At 64.1% G+C, this 15115-nt stretch carries 14 protein-coding genes; 11 read left to right on the top strand and 3 right to left on the bottom strand.

Annotated elements, in window-relative coordinates:
- The first annotated feature begins 48 nt into the window (after positions 1-48).
- The 7 genes from EJ068_RS05165 (at position 49) to EJ068_RS05135 (ending at position 7602) form a co-directional block, all read left to right on the top strand.
- The gene (locus tag EJ068_RS05165; protein ID WP_129554491.1) at positions 49-1077 is read left to right on the top strand and encodes a BMP family protein; all 1029 of its coding nucleotides are present in this window, start codon (positions 49-51) and stop codon (positions 1075-1077) included.
- A gap of 77 nt (positions 1078-1154) precedes the next feature.
- Complete coding sequence (locus tag EJ068_RS05160; protein WP_127253430.1) at positions 1155-2723, top strand: ABC transporter ATP-binding protein; 1569 nt, start codon at positions 1155-1157, stop codon at positions 2721-2723.
- Positions 2720-3817 carry an ABC transporter permease gene (locus tag EJ068_RS05155; protein WP_127386089.1) on the top strand — a complete coding sequence of 366 codons (1098 nt, stop codon included), beginning with the start codon at positions 2720-2722 and terminating at the stop codon, positions 3815-3817. Before EJ068_RS05160 ends, EJ068_RS05155 begins: the two co-directional genes overlap by 4 nt.
- Positions 3818-3820: 3 nt before the next feature.
- Positions 3821-4756, top strand: coding sequence for an ABC transporter permease (locus EJ068_RS05150; RefSeq protein ID WP_129554490.1), 936 nt, complete (start codon positions 3821-3823; stop codon positions 4754-4756).
- Positions 4757-4805: 49 nt separating this feature from the next.
- On the top strand, positions 4806-5612 hold the full coding sequence (locus EJ068_RS05145; RefSeq protein ID WP_127252766.1) for a 4-pyridoxolactonase: 807 nt from the start codon (positions 4806-4808) through the stop codon (positions 5610-5612).
- 26 nt (positions 5613-5638) lie between these two features.
- A complete protein-coding gene (locus EJ068_RS05140; RefSeq protein WP_128314865.1) occupies positions 5639-6817 on the top strand; it encodes an alanine--glyoxylate aminotransferase family protein in 1179 nt (392 codons plus the stop codon).
- Positions 6818-6855: 38 nt separating this feature from the next.
- A complete protein-coding gene (locus EJ068_RS05135) occupies positions 6856-7602 on the top strand; it encodes an SDR family NAD(P)-dependent oxidoreductase (protein ID WP_127252764.1) in 747 nt (248 codons plus the stop codon).
- A gap of 33 nt (positions 7603-7635) precedes the next feature.
- On the opposite strand, the gene EJ068_RS32500 is transcribed toward EJ068_RS05135, so the two are convergent.
- On the bottom strand, positions 7636-7803 hold the full coding sequence (locus EJ068_RS32500; RefSeq protein ID WP_189341993.1) for a hypothetical protein: 168 nt from the start codon (positions 7801-7803) through the stop codon (positions 7636-7638).
- 265 nt (positions 7804-8068) lie between these two features.
- On the opposite strand from EJ068_RS32500, the gene EJ068_RS05130 reads away from it, so the two are divergent.
- The 3 genes from EJ068_RS05130 to EJ068_RS05120 all read left to right on the top strand — a co-directional run bounded on the left by EJ068_RS05130 (position 8069) and on the right by EJ068_RS05120 (position 10829).
- Positions 8069-9052: an ABC transporter substrate-binding protein gene (locus EJ068_RS05130; RefSeq protein WP_127252763.1), complete on the top strand. Its 984-nt coding sequence runs from the start codon at positions 8069-8071 to the stop codon at positions 9050-9052.
- Between the two features lie 92 nt (positions 9053-9144).
- The gene (locus tag EJ068_RS05125) at positions 9145-9948 is read left to right on the top strand and encodes an ABC transporter permease (RefSeq protein WP_127252762.1); all 804 of its coding nucleotides are present in this window, start codon (positions 9145-9147) and stop codon (positions 9946-9948) included.
- A 122-nt stretch (positions 9949-10070) separates the two neighbouring features.
- Positions 10071-10829 carry an ABC transporter ATP-binding protein gene (locus EJ068_RS05120; protein WP_245463438.1) on the top strand — a complete coding sequence of 253 codons (759 nt, stop codon included), beginning with the start codon at positions 10071-10073 and terminating at the stop codon, positions 10827-10829.
- A 75-nt stretch (positions 10830-10904) separates the two neighbouring features.
- On the opposite strand, the gene EJ068_RS05115 is transcribed toward EJ068_RS05120, so the two are convergent.
- Positions 10905-11684, bottom strand: coding sequence for an alpha/beta hydrolase (locus EJ068_RS05115; protein ID WP_127252768.1), 780 nt, complete (start codon positions 11682-11684; stop codon positions 10905-10907).
- Positions 11685-11976: 292 nt separating this feature from the next.
- Entirely contained in the window at positions 11977-13584 is a 1608-nt protein-coding gene (locus tag EJ068_RS05110) for a GMC family oxidoreductase N-terminal domain-containing protein (protein WP_127252760.1), read from the bottom strand.
- 229 nt (positions 13585-13813) lie between these two features.
- Here EJ068_RS05110 and EJ068_RS05105 point away from each other — a divergent pair, with 229 nt between their 5' ends.
- Positions 13814-15088, top strand: coding sequence for an NAD(P)/FAD-dependent oxidoreductase (locus EJ068_RS05105; RefSeq protein WP_127252759.1), 1275 nt, complete (start codon positions 13814-13816; stop codon positions 15086-15088).
- Positions 15089-15115: the final 27 nt, after the last annotated feature.

The following is a 15115-nucleotide window of genomic DNA, read 5'->3' as shown; positions in this document are numbered from 1 at the left end:
GCAATAACAACAAGAATATTGATTGGTGAATCAAACAGAGAGGGTAACATGTTAAAGCTTCTTAAGTGCAGTGTGAGTGCAATTATACTGAGCGGCGTCTTGCTCGGCGGGGCGCTTGCTGGCGAAGTCAATTCGATCGCCATCCTGACGCCTGAAGAAGGCACCGATTACGGCTGGAACCAGCAGGGCATCGATGCCGCCAAGGCGGCGGGCAAGGCAGCCGGCGTCGAAGTGGTCGTGGCCCAGGGCCTCGGCTATGGCGACGTTCGTCCGACGCTGCGCGAACTCGCGTCAGACGGCGCCAGCCTGCTGATCGCGCATGCCAGCGGCTACAACACGTCTGCGCCTGAAATCGCCAAGGAGTTGAAGGTTCCGGTGGCGATCGTCGACACGCCGAATGGCTTGGAGAAAGGTCTCGTCGCCGACTACACGCTGAGCGGCCACCAGGGCGCTTATCTCGCCGGCCGTCTTGCCGCCAAGATGTCGCGCTCGAAGTCGGTCGGCATCGTCGTGTCCGGCGAACCGCCTTCGTGGAACTCGCAGTCGGCGGCGTTCGCGCAGGGCGTGAAGGCCGAGAACCCCGACGTCAAGATCACCTATGCGGTGATCGGCCCGGCCGCCTACAGCGACGCGGCGGGTGGCAAGCGCGTGACCGAAAGCGTGATCGCCTCCGGCGCCGACATCATCTTCGGCCAGGGCAACGGCTCCAGCTTCGGCATGTTGCAGGCGGTCGAGACGACCAAGGCCACCGACGGCGGGAAGGTCTATTTCATCGACGTCATCGGCGACAAGTCGCCCATCGACAAGGGCTTCCTGCTGTCGTCGGTGGTGTGGAACATCGAGCCGGTCTACGCCGCGATGATCGCGGATATCAAGGCGGACACGTTCGGCACCAAGCACTATTCGATCGGCCTCCAGGACGATTCGGTGAAGCTTTTGAAGACCGCCGCGATCCCGGACAAGGTATGGTCCGAAATCCAGGCGGTGCGCGACGACGTCATCTCCGGCAAGATCAAGGTCGATCCGGTCTATGACGCCGCCGCCGTCAGGGCGCTGATGACGAGCGTCGCCCAGTAAGGCGGCGACCTGTCGGCTTCCGGAGGGGCGATCGGTTCCCCTCCGGACATTTCCCGTTTTTCCAGTGCTGGGCTTTCATGAGCAGTCTGTCTTCACCGCCTGCCGACAAGCGCGACATCGTCGCGCTCGAAGGCGTGACCAAACGCTTTCCCGGCATCGTCGCCAATGACGGCATCGACCTGTCGATCCGTCCCGGCGAGGTGCATGTGCTGCTCGGCGAGAACGGCGCGGGAAAGTCCACCTTGATCGGCATGCTGTCGGGACTGCAGCAGCCGGATGAGGGGCGCATCCTGGTCGACGGCAAGCCGACGCCGATCACTTCGCCGCGCCATGCGCTGGCGCTGGGCATCGGCACGGTGTTCCAGCACATGATGCTGGTGCCGACGCTGACGGTGGCGGAAAACCTGTTGCTCGGCGGGCCCTGGTGGCAGCGGCCCAGGACCGAGGAGCTGGAGGCGCGCGTCGCCGAGATTACCCGCAGCCTCGGCATCAGCGTCAAGCTGCACGCAAAGGTGTCGGAGCTTTCGCTCGGCGAACAGCAGCAAGTCGAGATCCTGCGCGCGATGGTGCGCAACAGCCGGCTGCTGATCCTCGACGAATCCACCTCGATGCTGACGCCGAAAGGCATCGAGGAACTCGGCGCCTTGATGCGCCGCCTCGTCGGACAGGGGCTGGCGATCGTCTTCATCACGCACAAGCTCAAAGAGGCGGCGGCCTTCGGTGACCGCATCTCGGTGCTGAAGCTCGGCCGCAAGGTCGGCGAGATTCCACCCGAGCGTTTTCGCACGCTCGGCGAGCAGGAGATCATCTCCGAAATCGTGGAGCTGATGTTCGGCAAGCAGAAGGACGATCCGGAGGCCGCCGAGCGGCCCACCCGCACGGTGCGTGCCGACGCCGCGCCGCTGCTTCAGGTCGCCGACCTCGCCGTTGCGCCGACCGAAAACGCGCCGGGCCTGTCGTCGATTTCCTTCGACATCCGCCCGGGTGAGATCCTGGGTATCGCCGGCATCGACGGCAACGGCCAGAAGCAACTGGCGGAGGCCTTGGCCGGCCAGCGTGCGGCGACCGGCGGTTCGGTGCGGCTGGAAGGCGCCGCCATCGAGGCGCTGAGCGTGGGCGAACGCCGCCAGCGCGGCCTTCGCTACCTGACTGACGACCGGCTCGGCGAAGGCACGGTCGGCAGTTTCCCGGTCTCCATCAACTTCTTCCTCAAGCACGTCGGCGCCTCGCCCTTCTGGCGCGGCGGCGTCGAGCAACGCACCGAGATCGACAGGCGCGCGGCCCAGCTGGTGCGCGAATACGATGTTCGCACGCCGAGCCTGAAGACGCCTGTCGCCCGGCTCTCGGGGGGCAATATCCAGAAGGTGCTCCTGGCGCGCGAACTGGCCGAAGGCGCCAGGGCGGTGATCTTCAACAAGCCGACTTATGGACTGGATCTCGCCAACACGCTTGCGTCGCGCCAGCGCATCCGCGACACGGCGGCGCGCGGCCTTGCCGTGCTGCTGATCTCCACCGACCTCGAGGAATTGCTCAGCATGTGCGACCGCATTGCCGTCATCGCCAATGGCTCGCTGGTTGGCACCGTCGCCAATGCCGACGACGCGCGCACCAAGGTCGGCCGCCTGATGATTGGACTGGCCGCATGAGCATCGATACCGCACCCGGCGCCAGCGCCAACGCACTCGACGCCACGAGCGGCGTCGCCACCCGCCGCGATATACTGCACCGGCTGCTGATGACGCTCGGGCCCATCCTTGCAGCCCTTATCATCGCCGGCTGCATCCTGCTTGCCGTCGGCGTCGATCCGCTCGCCTATTACGGCTACGTGCTGGAGAAGGGGCTGTTCTCGCCGCTGGGCATCCAGCAGACGCTGACGCGCATGGCGCCGCTCTTGTTCCTCGCCGCCGGCCTGATCGTGGCCTTTCGCGCCGGCATGTGGAATCTGGGCGGCGACGGCCAGTTCCTGCTCGGGGCTGTCACGGCGGCCGCCAGCGCTCCCGTCCTGGTGCAGGTTATGCCGGCCTGGCTGGCGCTGATCTGTTCGTTCCTGATCTCCATGGTGGTGGCCATGGCGTGGTCGCTGCTGCCCGCGCTGCTGCGCGCCTATCAGGGCGTGAACGAGATCATCACCACGCTGATGATGACGTTCCTCGGCACCTCGCTCGCCAACGTGCTGGTCAAGCTCGTGTTCCGCGACCCCGGCACGACCGTGCCGCAGACGCGTACCTTGCCGGTCGAAGACAGGCTGCCGCGGCTCTTCGACACGACCATCACCAGCGGCCTCGTGCTCGGACTTGCGGCGATCATCATCGTGCATCTGGTGATGACGCGGACAGCGTTCGGACTGAAATTGAGGATCGTCGGCGCCAATCCGCGCGCGGCGGTTCATGCCGGGCTCGGTGTGCCTGGCCTGACGGTTGCCGTCTTTGCCATTTCGGCGGGCCTTGCAGGCCTTGCCGGCGCCGTCGACGTCATCGGCGTGCAAGGCAATGTCCGCGCCGACTGGAACCCCGCCTACGGCCTGGCGGTCATTCCGGCGGTGTTCCTCGCGCGCATGAATGGCTTTGCCGCGATTGGCTTCGTGTTCCTGCTTTCGGTGCTTTCGATCGGCGGCGAGAGCGCGGCGAGGCGGCTTGGCGTGCCCAATCATTTCACGCTGGTGCTGGTCTCGATCGTGCTGATCGTGCTCGCCCTCGCTGAGTATGTCGACCACCGCTACAACCAGTCGAGAAAGGCCTGAGACATGACCGGGCTGTTCAGCGAGGTTTTTCTTGGCGCGCTGTTGTTCGGCGCCGTCACTGCGGCCGTCCCGCTGCTGCTTGCCGGGCTCGGCGAGCAGATGTCGGAAAAGGCCGGCGTGCTCAACATCGGCATTGAAGGCATGATGCTGGCCGGCGCCTATCTCGGCTTTGTCGGCGCCTTCTATTCGGGGTCGCTGTGGCTCGGCTTCCTCACCGGCGCCGCGGGCGGCGTCGCGGTGGCGCTGATCATGGCGCTGCTTTGCGTGTGCATCGGGCTGAACCAGATCGTCATCGGCATTGCGCTGACGCTGGGGCTGGAAGGTCTGACGGCGCTGCTCCATCATTTCCAGTTCTCGCGCAGCTATCCCCGCCTGCCGGCGGCGGATGCGACCGTCATTCCGCTGCTGTCCGACATTCCCGTCATCGGGCCGGCCTTCTTCAAGCATCACCTGATCGTCTACTTGGCCGTCGCGCTGGTGTTCGCCATGGGCTACGTCTACCGGCGCACGCAGCTCGGCCTCAACCTGCAGGCCGCCGGCGACAAGCCGGCCGCGCTCGACGTCGCCGGCATAGACGTCATCAGGACCCGCACCATCGCGGTGCTGACGACCGGCGCGCTGGCCGGACTGGGCGGCGCCTATCTCGCCAATGTGGGAGCGGGCCTGTTCATTCCGTTCATCACCAATGGCGCCGGCTTTCTCGGCATCGTGCTGGCCATGCTGGCGCGCGGCCGTCCGGTCTGGGTGCTGTTCGGCGCTCTGCTGTTCGGCGTGTGCCTGTCGCTGACCACGGCCATGCAGGTGGCGGGCATCAACATCGCGACCGACATCATCCAGATGCTGCCGTTCCTGGCGGTGATGATCATGCTGGTGCTGTTCGGGCGGCGCGCCAGCCTGCCTGCGGCGCTCGGCATTCCATATGAGCGCGGCGCGCGCTGACAGAAACCAGATGCGCGGATGGGATCCGCGCCAAGATAGGAGACGACAAATGTCGGATACCAAGGTCTACCTGCTCGACGGCGGCTCGCTCGTTCTCGACGGTTATCATGTGTTCTGGAATCGCGGCCCCGGCGGCGAAGTGCGCTTTCCCGTCTATTCGATCCTGATCGAGCATGCCGAGGGCCGGTTCCTCATCGACACCGGCTATGATTACGACCACGTCATGAAAGTGCTGCCTTTCGAGAAGCCGATCCAGGAAAAGCACCAGACCATTCCCGGCGCGCTGGCGCTGCTCGGGCTGGAGCCGAAGGACATCGACGTCGTCGTCAACTCGCATTTCCATTTCGACCATTGCGGCGGCAACAAGTATTTTCCACACGCAAAGAAGATCTGCCATCGCTCCGAGGTGCCACAGGCCTGCAATCCGCAACCTTTCGAGCATCTCGGCTATTCCGACCTGAGCTTCTCGGCCGAGGCGGCGGAGGCGCGTGGCGCCACCGCGCAGCTGCTGGAGGGCACGACGCGCGCCAATTCGACCTTCGAAGGCATCGAGGGCGACGTCGATTTGGCCAAAGGCGTGAAGCTGATCTCGACGCCCGGCCATTCGATCGGCCACTACAGCCTGCTGGTCGAGTTTCCCAAGCGCAAGCCGATCATGTTCACCATAGACGCCGCCTACACGCAGAAGAGCCTGGAGACGTTGTGCCAGGCAGCCTTCCATATCGACCCGGTCGCGGGCGTCAATTCGATGCGCAAGGTGAAGAAGCTGGCCGAGGATTACGGCGCCGAGCTGATGTACTCGCACGACATGGAAAACTTCAAGACCTACAAGACCGGCACCCAGTTCTACGGCTGAACGCCGCCAATCCGGAGACCACTCCCATGCGCTATTCCGATCATGCCGATCCTGTCATCACGCTGACCGCCGGGCCTGTCAACGCCTATGCGGAAGTGCTGCGTGGCCTCGGCCGCACCGTGCTCTACGACTATGACCCGGCGTTCCAGCTCTTCTACGAAAGAGTGACCGACAAGGCGCAGAAGGCGATGCGGCTGTCGAACAAGCCGGTCATCCTGCATGGCGAGCCGGTGCTCGGCCTCGAGGCCGCGGCGGCTTCCCTGATCGCGCCCGACGACGTCGTGCTCAACCTTGCCTCCGGAGTTTACGGCAAGGGGTTCGGCTATTGGGCGAAACGCTATTCGTCCAATCTGCTCGAGATAGAAGTGCCCTACAATGAGGCGATCGACCCGCAGGCGGTCGCGGCAATGCTGAAGGCGCATCCGGAAATCACCGTCGTTTCCGTCTGTCACCACGACACGCCATCCGGCACCATCAATCCGATCGACGCCATCGGCGCGCTGGTCTCGGCGCATGGCGCCTACCTTATCGTCGACGCCGTTTCTTCCTTTGGCGGCATGAAGACCCATCCCGAGGATTGCAAGGCCGATATCTATGTCACCGGTCCCAACAAATGCCTGGGCGCCCCTCCCGGCCTCACCATGATGGGCGTCAGCGAGCGGGCTTGGGCCAAGATGAAGGCCAATCCGCTTGCGCCGCGCGCATCGATGCTGAGCATCGTCGACTGGGAAGATGCCTGGTCGAGCGACAAGCCGTTTCCGTTCACGCCTTCGGTCTCGGAGATCAACGGGCTCGATGTCGCGCTCGACCTCTATCTCAACGAGGGGCCGGAGGCGGTGTGGGCGCGACACGCGCTTACAGCCAGGGCCACGCGCGCGGGCGTCGCAGCGATGGGCTTGTCGATCTGGGCAGCCAGCGACGGGATCGCGTCGCCGACCACCACCGCGGTTCGCACCCCCAACGGTGTCGACGAGAAGGCGCTTCGCCAGGCCGCGCGCGCCCGCTACGGCGTGGTGTTTTCATCTGGTCGCAGCGAAACGCTGGGGAAGCTGACGCGCATCGGCCACATGGGGCCGACCGCCCAGCCGATCTACGCCATCGCGGCGCTGACGGCGCTTGGCGGCGCCATGAACGCGGCCGGCCAGAAACTGGCAATCGGCAAAGGCATCGATGCGGCATTGGCCGTCATCGACGCCGACGCCTGAACGGACATCATCGGATCACGGATCGAGGGAGAAATTTCATGACTGGACGGCTTGCGGGAAAGGCGGCCCTGGTGACGGGCGCGGCGCAGGGTATCGGCAAGGCGATCGCGGCGCGGCTGGCGGCCGACGGCGCGACCGTCATCGTCAGTGACATCAACGCCGAGGGCGCAAAGACGGCCGCCGCGTCGATCGGCGGGAAAGCGAAGGCTGTCGCCGCCGATATCTCCGATCCAGCGTCCGTCAAAGCGCTTTTTGCTGAAATCCAGGCGCTGACCGGTGGCGTGGACATACTGGTCAACAACGCCAGCATCGTGCCGTTCATCGCGTGGGACGATGTCGATCTCGACCATTGGCGCAAGATCATCGACGTCAATTTGACGGGCACGTTCATCGTCACCCGCGCGGCCACTGACCAGATGCGGGCGTCGAACAAGGCGGGACGCGTCATCAGCATCGCCTCCAACACCTTCTTTGCCGGCACACCCAACATGGCGGCCTATGTCGCGGCCAAGGGTGGCGTCATTGGCTTCACCCGGGCGCTGGCCACGGAACTAGGCAAATACAACATCACGGCGAATGCGGTGACGCCCGGCCTGATCGAGAGCGACGGCGTCAAGGCGAGCCCGCACAACGAGGCGTTCGGCTTCGTCGAGATGCTGCAGGCGATGAAAGGCAAGGGCCAGCCCGAGCATATCGCCGACGTCGTATCGTTCCTGGCGAGCGAGGACGCCCGCTGGATCACCGGCCAGACGCTGAACGTCGACGCCGGGATGGTCAGGCATTAGCCGCTGAGACCGAAATTTTCCGACGACGTAGCTTCAACTGCTCAGGTCGAGTGTTTGGATACCGCCGGTGAATACGGCGACAACCGCCTCCGTGGTGTCCTTGAGCGATATGCCGGCCGCCGATTGCGCAGCGGAAATGCCGAGCAGACCGATCCCGGTCGCCGTTTTGCGTCTTCCAGGGCGGCACCGGCCCGTGGCCATTGGCACATCCGCCGGAACCGCAATCGCGCGGCGCCCTCGATTCGAGTTCGTCGGCAAGGAAAGGGCCGCTGCTTCGGTTTCGGCGAAGCAAAGGACAGAAAAAGACTTCTTTAGGCGACCCGGCCCGGATGCTCTCTTGCGGAACCTAGAAGAAGGCCCGCCTGGGAGGGCGACGCATAACAAGAGAGCGGCTGCCGAAACGACAGCCTGGCATACGCCACTCGAATGAGGCCGATGCCAGCAACAGCCATGGGGAACCACGACAATGAAGACATTCCGCAATTGCCTGATGACCGCGGTCAGCGCAGGCCTGCTGGGCTTGGGGCTTGCCGCCCCCGCTGACGCCGGCGCCATCCGCCTCGGCATGACCACCTGGGTCGGCTACGGGCCGCTGTTTCTTGCCCGCGACCTCGGCTACTTCAAGGAAGCCGGCGTCGACGTCGACCTGAAAGTAATCGAAGAATCGGCGCTCTATATGGCGGCGGTCGCCGGCGGCGATCTCGATGGCGCGGCATCCACAGTCGACGAATTGATGAAGTACCGCTCCGACGACCTCTGCTTCAAATATGTCGTGGCGCTTGACGACAGCCACGGCGGCGACGGCGTCGTCACGCAGGCCGACGTCAAGTCGCTCAAGGATTTGAAGGGCCAGCCCGTCGCCCTGAACGAGGGCTCCGTTTCCGAATTCTGGTTCAACGTGCTCCTGAAGAAGGAAGGCATGACCGAGGACGATGTCAGCATCACCAACATGACCGCCGATGACGCCGCGACCGCCTTCATCGCCGGCCAGGTTCCCGCCGCAGTGACCTGGGAGCCGCACCTGACCGAAGTCCGCAAGGGCGGCAAGGGCAAGGTGCTGATCGACTCCGCGACGACGCCCGGCCTGATCGTTGACGTGATCGCGCTCAAATGCGACCTGATCGAGAAGCATCCCGAGGATGTGAAGGCTTTGATCAAGGGCTATTACAAGGCGGTCGATTACATCAAGACCAATCCGGACAAGGCCTATGAGATCATGGCCAAGGGCATTGGCGGCTATCTCGAGAAGCCCGAGGATTTCGCGGCCGGCGCCCAGGGCGTGCGCTACTACGACCGCGCCCGCAACCTGGAATTCTTCGGCACTCCGGAAAAGAGCGAGGCGTCCGACCTGGTGAACTTCGCCCAGGATATCTGGGGCAAGGCCGGCAAGCTCAAGATGACGATCGACGCGAAGACCATTCTCGACACCGATTTCATCAAGGAACAGTAAGCCTTCGAAATCCGTCGGGGTCGGCTTGACAGGCTGACCCCGCTTTTTCTCGAAAGCTTCAGTTTCGCGCTTAAATCTACGGAGGCCATCCTATGGCACAGAGGCGGACGGCGTGGACACGCCTGACGACCCCATTCGCCAACATTCCCGCCAGCACCGCAACCACCCTCGCATTGGCAATGTGGATAGCCGTGATCGGCGGCTGGGCTCTTCTGTCCTACGGCCGCGTCGTGCCGAGCATGTTCCTGCCGACGCCCGGAACCGTGCTGCAGACGGCCTATCGCATGTCGCTCGACGGCAGTCTTTTCTATCACACTTTCACCAGCGCCAAGGTGGTGATCCTTGGCTTCATCGTGTCCTCGGCGATCGCGGTGCCGCTAGGGCTGTGGATGGGTACCTACCGGGCGGTGCAGGCGCCGCTGGAGCCGCTGGTCAATTTCATCCGCTACCTGCCGGTGACCTCTTTCGTGCCGCTGTTCATCCTGTGGATCGGAATCGGCATCGAGCAGCGCATAGCGGTGATCTTTTTCGGCACGTTCTTCCAGCAGCTCGTGATGATTTCCGACTGCGCGCGCAGCGTCTCCCGAGACCTGGTCAACGCCTCCTACACTTTAGGCACCAGGCGTAGCGAAGCCGTGTGGCACGTCATCTTTCCGGCAGCGCTTCCGGCGATCCTCGACACGCTTCGCGTCACCATGGGCTGGGCCTGGACCTACCTGGTCGTGGCGGAATTGGTCGCGGCGTCGAGCGGCCTCGGCTATATCAGCCTCAAAGCGATGCGCGGCTTCCAGGTCGATGTGATCTTCATGGCGATCGCTGCGATCGGGCTTCTTGGCCTCATCACTGACACGGCATTCCGCATTCTCCGGGCGAGGGTCGCGCCATGGGCAGCCTGACTATGAACGCCTCCTCGCAAACCGCAGCCGGATCAAGGGTAGTGATGACCGAAACCATCAAGGCGAACAACCCGGCTGGCACGACCCATGCAGCCGGCGATCAGCGTTCGGCCGGCACCACCATGGCCATCGAGGACGTGACATTGCGCTATGGCGACGTCAATGGCGTGCTGGCGCTGGACGATGTGTCGCTGCAGGTCGCCAAGAACGAATTCTGCGTCATCGTCGGTCCGTCAGGATGCGGCAAATCCAGCCTGCTCTATCTGGCCGCCGGGCTCAATGACGCCACCTCGGGCAGCATCAAGGTCGACGGCAGGGAAGTGATCGAGCCAGGTCCCGACCGGGGCATGGTGTTCCAGAGCTACACCTTGTTTCCCTGGCTCACGGTGCGCGCCAACATCGAATATGGCCCCAAGCGCAAGGGTCTGCCGGCGGAGCAGCGCAGGCAGATCGTCGACCAGTATCTCAACGAGGTCGGCCTTGCGCCATTCGCCGACCATTATCCGGCGCAACTCTCAGGCGGCATGAAGCAACGCGTGGCGATCGCGCGCGCCCTTGCCAACGACCCGGCCGTTCTGTTGATGGACGAGCCGTTCGGCGCGCTCGACAGCCAGACGCGCGGCACCATGCAGAAGCTGCTGCTGCGCGTCTGGGAGCGGCAGCAGAAGACGGTGCTCTTCGTCACCCACGACATCGACGAGGCGCTGGTCCTGGGCGACCGCGTCCTGGTGATGACGGCCCGGCCCGGCAAGATCAAGGCCGAGATCAAGGTCGACATCCCGCGGCCGCGCTCTATGGACGTGATCCTCGAACCCGACTTCATCGCGCTCAAGCGCCGCATCCTCGGCCTCCTGCACGATGAGATCGACGAGGATCACTGAGGGCAAATGGTCGGGAGCATCGAACGCCCGAACCCGAGGCGGCGGACGTCTGCCGCCCCGGACCCGATCAGCCTGTCAGCTCAGCTGTCCGGCGGCTTGCGAGATAAGCCGGGCGATCTCGTGCGGGTGAGAGATCAGCGACAAATGGCTTGCCTTCACCTCGATGGTTCTTGCGTTCATCCGCTTTGCCATGAAGCGCTCGAGATCAGGGTTGATCGTGCGATCCTCCGTCGATACGGCATACCAGCTTGGCTTCGAGCGCCAGGCCGCCTGCGTCGTCTTTCCGGTGAAAAGCTTGTCCGAGATCGGCCCCTGGACGGCATAGAGGATACGCGCCTTCGTGTGCGGAATACCGCCGGCGAAATCCCGCAGGAAAGCCTCCTCACTGAGCTTGCCGTAGCCTTCGGACCAGACGAGGCCGGCGGAAGCCGGTGGCGCCGCAAAGGTCTTGGCGAGCGCCGTGTAATCTTCGCCGGCGTCCGGCGCGCGCGCCGCGACATAGACGAGCGAGGAGACCTTCGGGTCCATCCCCGCTTCCGTGACGATCATGCCAGCAAAGGAATGTCCAACAAGCACCGTCGGTCCATCCTGGAGAGCGATCGCGCGGCGCGTTGCCTCGACGCCTGCCTCCAGCGTGGTCAGCGGGTGCTGGACGACGGTTGACCTGAAGCCGGCCTGCTGCAGGATGCCGACCACGTCCGACCAGCACGAACCATCCGCATAGGCGCCATGAACCATGACTACATTGCGCAGCTTCGGGGTCGTCTGCGCTCGCGCCCTGGGTGAGCTGGCAAGGAGGCTCGTGGCCATTCCGGCGGCAAGCGTGGTGGAGAAAGTGCGCCGATTCATCATAATCGTGGGTTCCTTGAGAGATTTGCGGGGGCGGCCGATGCTTGGCCGAGCCGCGCTGGAAGTGCTTCGCGCGGCGTCTACGCCCAGTCTTCGCAACCTGCGGAACCTTCGTTACGGCCGTCACGGCTTCGTGACCGCCTCGGTCGGGGGTCTCGCCGGAAAAATCGGCGCATCACCGCCTTCGCGGCCGCTACGGGTTGCAAGGGCGCTCCCCGGTTCAGGGCAACAATCGGGCAGCTCAGCGAAATGCCGAGCGGCCCAATTTCGAAGGCGAGGCGATCTTTACCGTTCGCCGTTACGCGCCCCTACCAAGGATCATCTCCGAAGCCTTCTGCCCGATCATCATGCTTGGCGCGTTGGTGTTGCCGCCGATCAGCTTCGGCATGACCGAAGCATCCGCGACGCGAAGTCCGTCCACGCCGCGCACCTTGAGCGTCGCCGGATCGACGACGGCCATGTCGTCCGTTCCCATCCTGCAGGTCCCGACCGGGTGATAGACGGTCAGCGCTTCGGCGCGCAGATAGGCGAGGATCTCGTCGTCGCTGCTTATATCCTTGCCCGGAAGCATCTCCTTGCCCCGCACCGCGTCGAATTCGGACGAGGCAAAAATCCGGCGCGCGATCTTGATGCCTTCGACTAGCACCATGGCGTCGTCCTCATGCGTGAAGAAACGGTGGTCGATCAGAACATCCCGGCGAGCACTGTCTCGCGACAGCCTGATCTCGCCCACGCTTTTCGGCCGAAGCACGCAGGTGTGGATAGCGTAGCCGTGACCGTATTCGATCAGCCTGCCGCGATGGCTGCGATATCCGGGCACGAAATGGAACTGGATATCGGGAAGGCCGTTCGCGTACCTGGTCTTCGCAAAACCGCCGGCTTCGACATAGTTGGTGGTTAGCATGCCCTTGCGGCGCGCGAAATACTGGAAAGGCGCTGCCGCCATTCGCGGCAGGTTGGCGAGCGACAGGCCGAGCGTCCTGGTGCTTTTGGAGCGCACCGTGATCATGCCGTCGACATGATCCTGCAGGTTCTTGCCGACGCCCGGCAGATCGAGCACCGGCGTGATGCCGATCTGCTGGAGCTCATCTGCCGGTCCGATGCCGGAGGCCATCAATATCCTGGGCGAGTTGATGGCGCCGGCCGAAAGCACGATTTCGCGGTTGGCCGAGAGCGTCTTCTGCTGGCCCTCATGCCGCACGCGCATCCCCGTCGCCCGCCCTTCGGCGATGACGAGGTCGATCACCTCGCATTCTGTGAGCAGCGTGAGGTTCTTGCGGTCGAGCACCGGACGCATGAAGGCGCTGAAGCTGCTGAAGCGCTGGCCGCGATCCTGGGTGACATTGTAGATGCCGAGGCCGAACTGGCTTTCGGCATTGAAGTCGGTGTTGGCGGGGAGGTCGGCGTTCTTGCCGGCCTTGACGAACATGCTTGAAAGCACGTTCGGGTCGCGCGGATTGTCGACCAGCAGTTCGCCGTCGCTGCCGTGATAGCGCTGGTCCTGGCCGAGCAGGTTGCGCTCAAGCTTCTTGAACACGGGCAGCACGTCCCGATAGGCCCAGCCGGCGCAGCCGAGTCCGGCCCACTCGTCATAGTCCTCGGCGGCGCCACGGATATAGACCATCGAGTTGATCGAGCTCGATCCGCCCAGCGCCTTGCCGCGGTTGACCGGAATGCTGCGGTTGTTGAGGGGCGGCTGCGGCACGCCGACGAAACAATAGTCGTAATTAGGATTGCCGTAGAGCGAAAGGATGCCTGCCGGCACCTTGACCCGCAGGCTGTTGTCGCTGCCGCCGGCCTCGATCAGGCATACTTTGACTGACGAATCGGCGCTCAGCCGATTGGCGACCACGCAACCGGCCGAACCGGCGCCGACGACGATGTAGTCAAAGCTCTCAGTCTGCATCCCAGCCCCTCGAGAATTCCGGAACTCTAGGTGCGTCTCTCGGCGCGAGAAATTCGGAAATGGTTACGCGTGACTTCGGAGATTCGTTATGGGCCCGCGCTGGTACGTGCTGCTACTTGTGAGCGCCAGAAGCGGTCGGATGGCGCAGCCTGTGTGCACCCACCCGTGGCCCAAGGTCGGTTTCATCCCGCGCGGCGGAAGCTGTCGGATGATCAAAAAAGGACTGAGCATGTCGGTTGAGACGGTAGACACGCTTGTCGTTGGCGGCGGCCAGGCGGGGGTGGCCATGAGCGAGCACCTGAGCAAATGCGGGGTACCCCATCTCGTCCTCGAGCGCGGCCGGATTGCCGAGCGCTGGCGCTCGCAGCGCTGGGATTCCTTGGTCGCCAACGGCCCGGCCTGGCACGACCGTTTCCCGGGCATGGAGTTTCCGGTGACAGGACCCGACGGCTTTCCTTCCAAGGAAGAGGTCGCCGACTATTTCGTCGCCTACGCAAAGCAGATCAACGCGCCGATCCGCTGCGGCGTCGAGGTCAAGCTCGTGCAGAGGAATGTCGGCCGTCCGGGATTCCGCGTCGAAACCTCGGATGGCGTGATCGAAGCCAACAGCGTCGTCGCCGCGACCGGGCCTTTCCAGGTCCCCGTCATCCCCTCTCTCGTTCCTGCTGATGCCGGCCTCCTGCAAATCCACTCCAGCGCCTACCGCAATCCGGCGCAGTTGCCGAGAGGCGCGGTGCTGGTGGTCGGCGCGGGATCTTCGGGCGTGCAAATTGCCGATGAGCTGCAGCGCGCCGGGAGGCGCGTTTATCTCTCGGTCGGCCCGCACGATCGTCCGCCGCGTTCCTATCGCGGGCGCGACTTCTGCTGGTGGTTGGGCGTGCTCGGCAAATGGGACCTCGAAACGCCAGGGCCTGGCACGGAACATGTCACGATCGCTGTGAGTGGCGCGCGTGGCGGCGAGACGATCGATTTCCGCCGCCTGGCCGCGCAGGGGCTCACCCTCGTCGGCATGACCAAGGCATACCAGGACGGCGTGATGAGTTTCGCGCCCGATCTTGCGAAGAATATTGCGCGAGGCGACGCCAATCTGATGTCGCTGCTGGACGAGGCCGATGCCTATGTCGCGCGCAACGGCCTCGACCTTCCGGAAGAGCCCGCTCTCCGCAAGATTGACCCCGATCCGGACTGCGTGACCAATCCGATCCTTAATCTCGATCTTGCCGAAGCCGGCGTGGCGACGATCATCTGGGCGACGGGCTTCGCCGTTGACTACAGCTGGCTGAAGGTCGATGCCTTCGACGAGAAGGGCCGGCCAAGGCACCATCGCGGCGTCTCGACCGAGCCGGGGATCTATTTCCTGGGGCTGCCCTGGCAATCGCGCCGAGGGTCGAGCTTCATCTGGGGCGTCTGGCACGATGCCAAGCATGTGGCAGACCGTATTTCGACGCAGCGCAAATATCTGGCCTACCATGCCGCCGCGAAGCGCGAGCCCGTGGACGCCTGACCAAAGCTGCGAGCCCGACCCAATTGG

The organism is Mesorhizobium sp. M2A.F.Ca.ET.043.02.1.1 (assembly GCF_003952405.1).
Lineage (GTDB): Bacteria > Pseudomonadota > Alphaproteobacteria > Rhizobiales > Rhizobiaceae > Mesorhizobium.
Note: the sequence above shows the minus strand (reverse complement) of the source record. Positions and strands in the feature narration are given on the sequence as shown.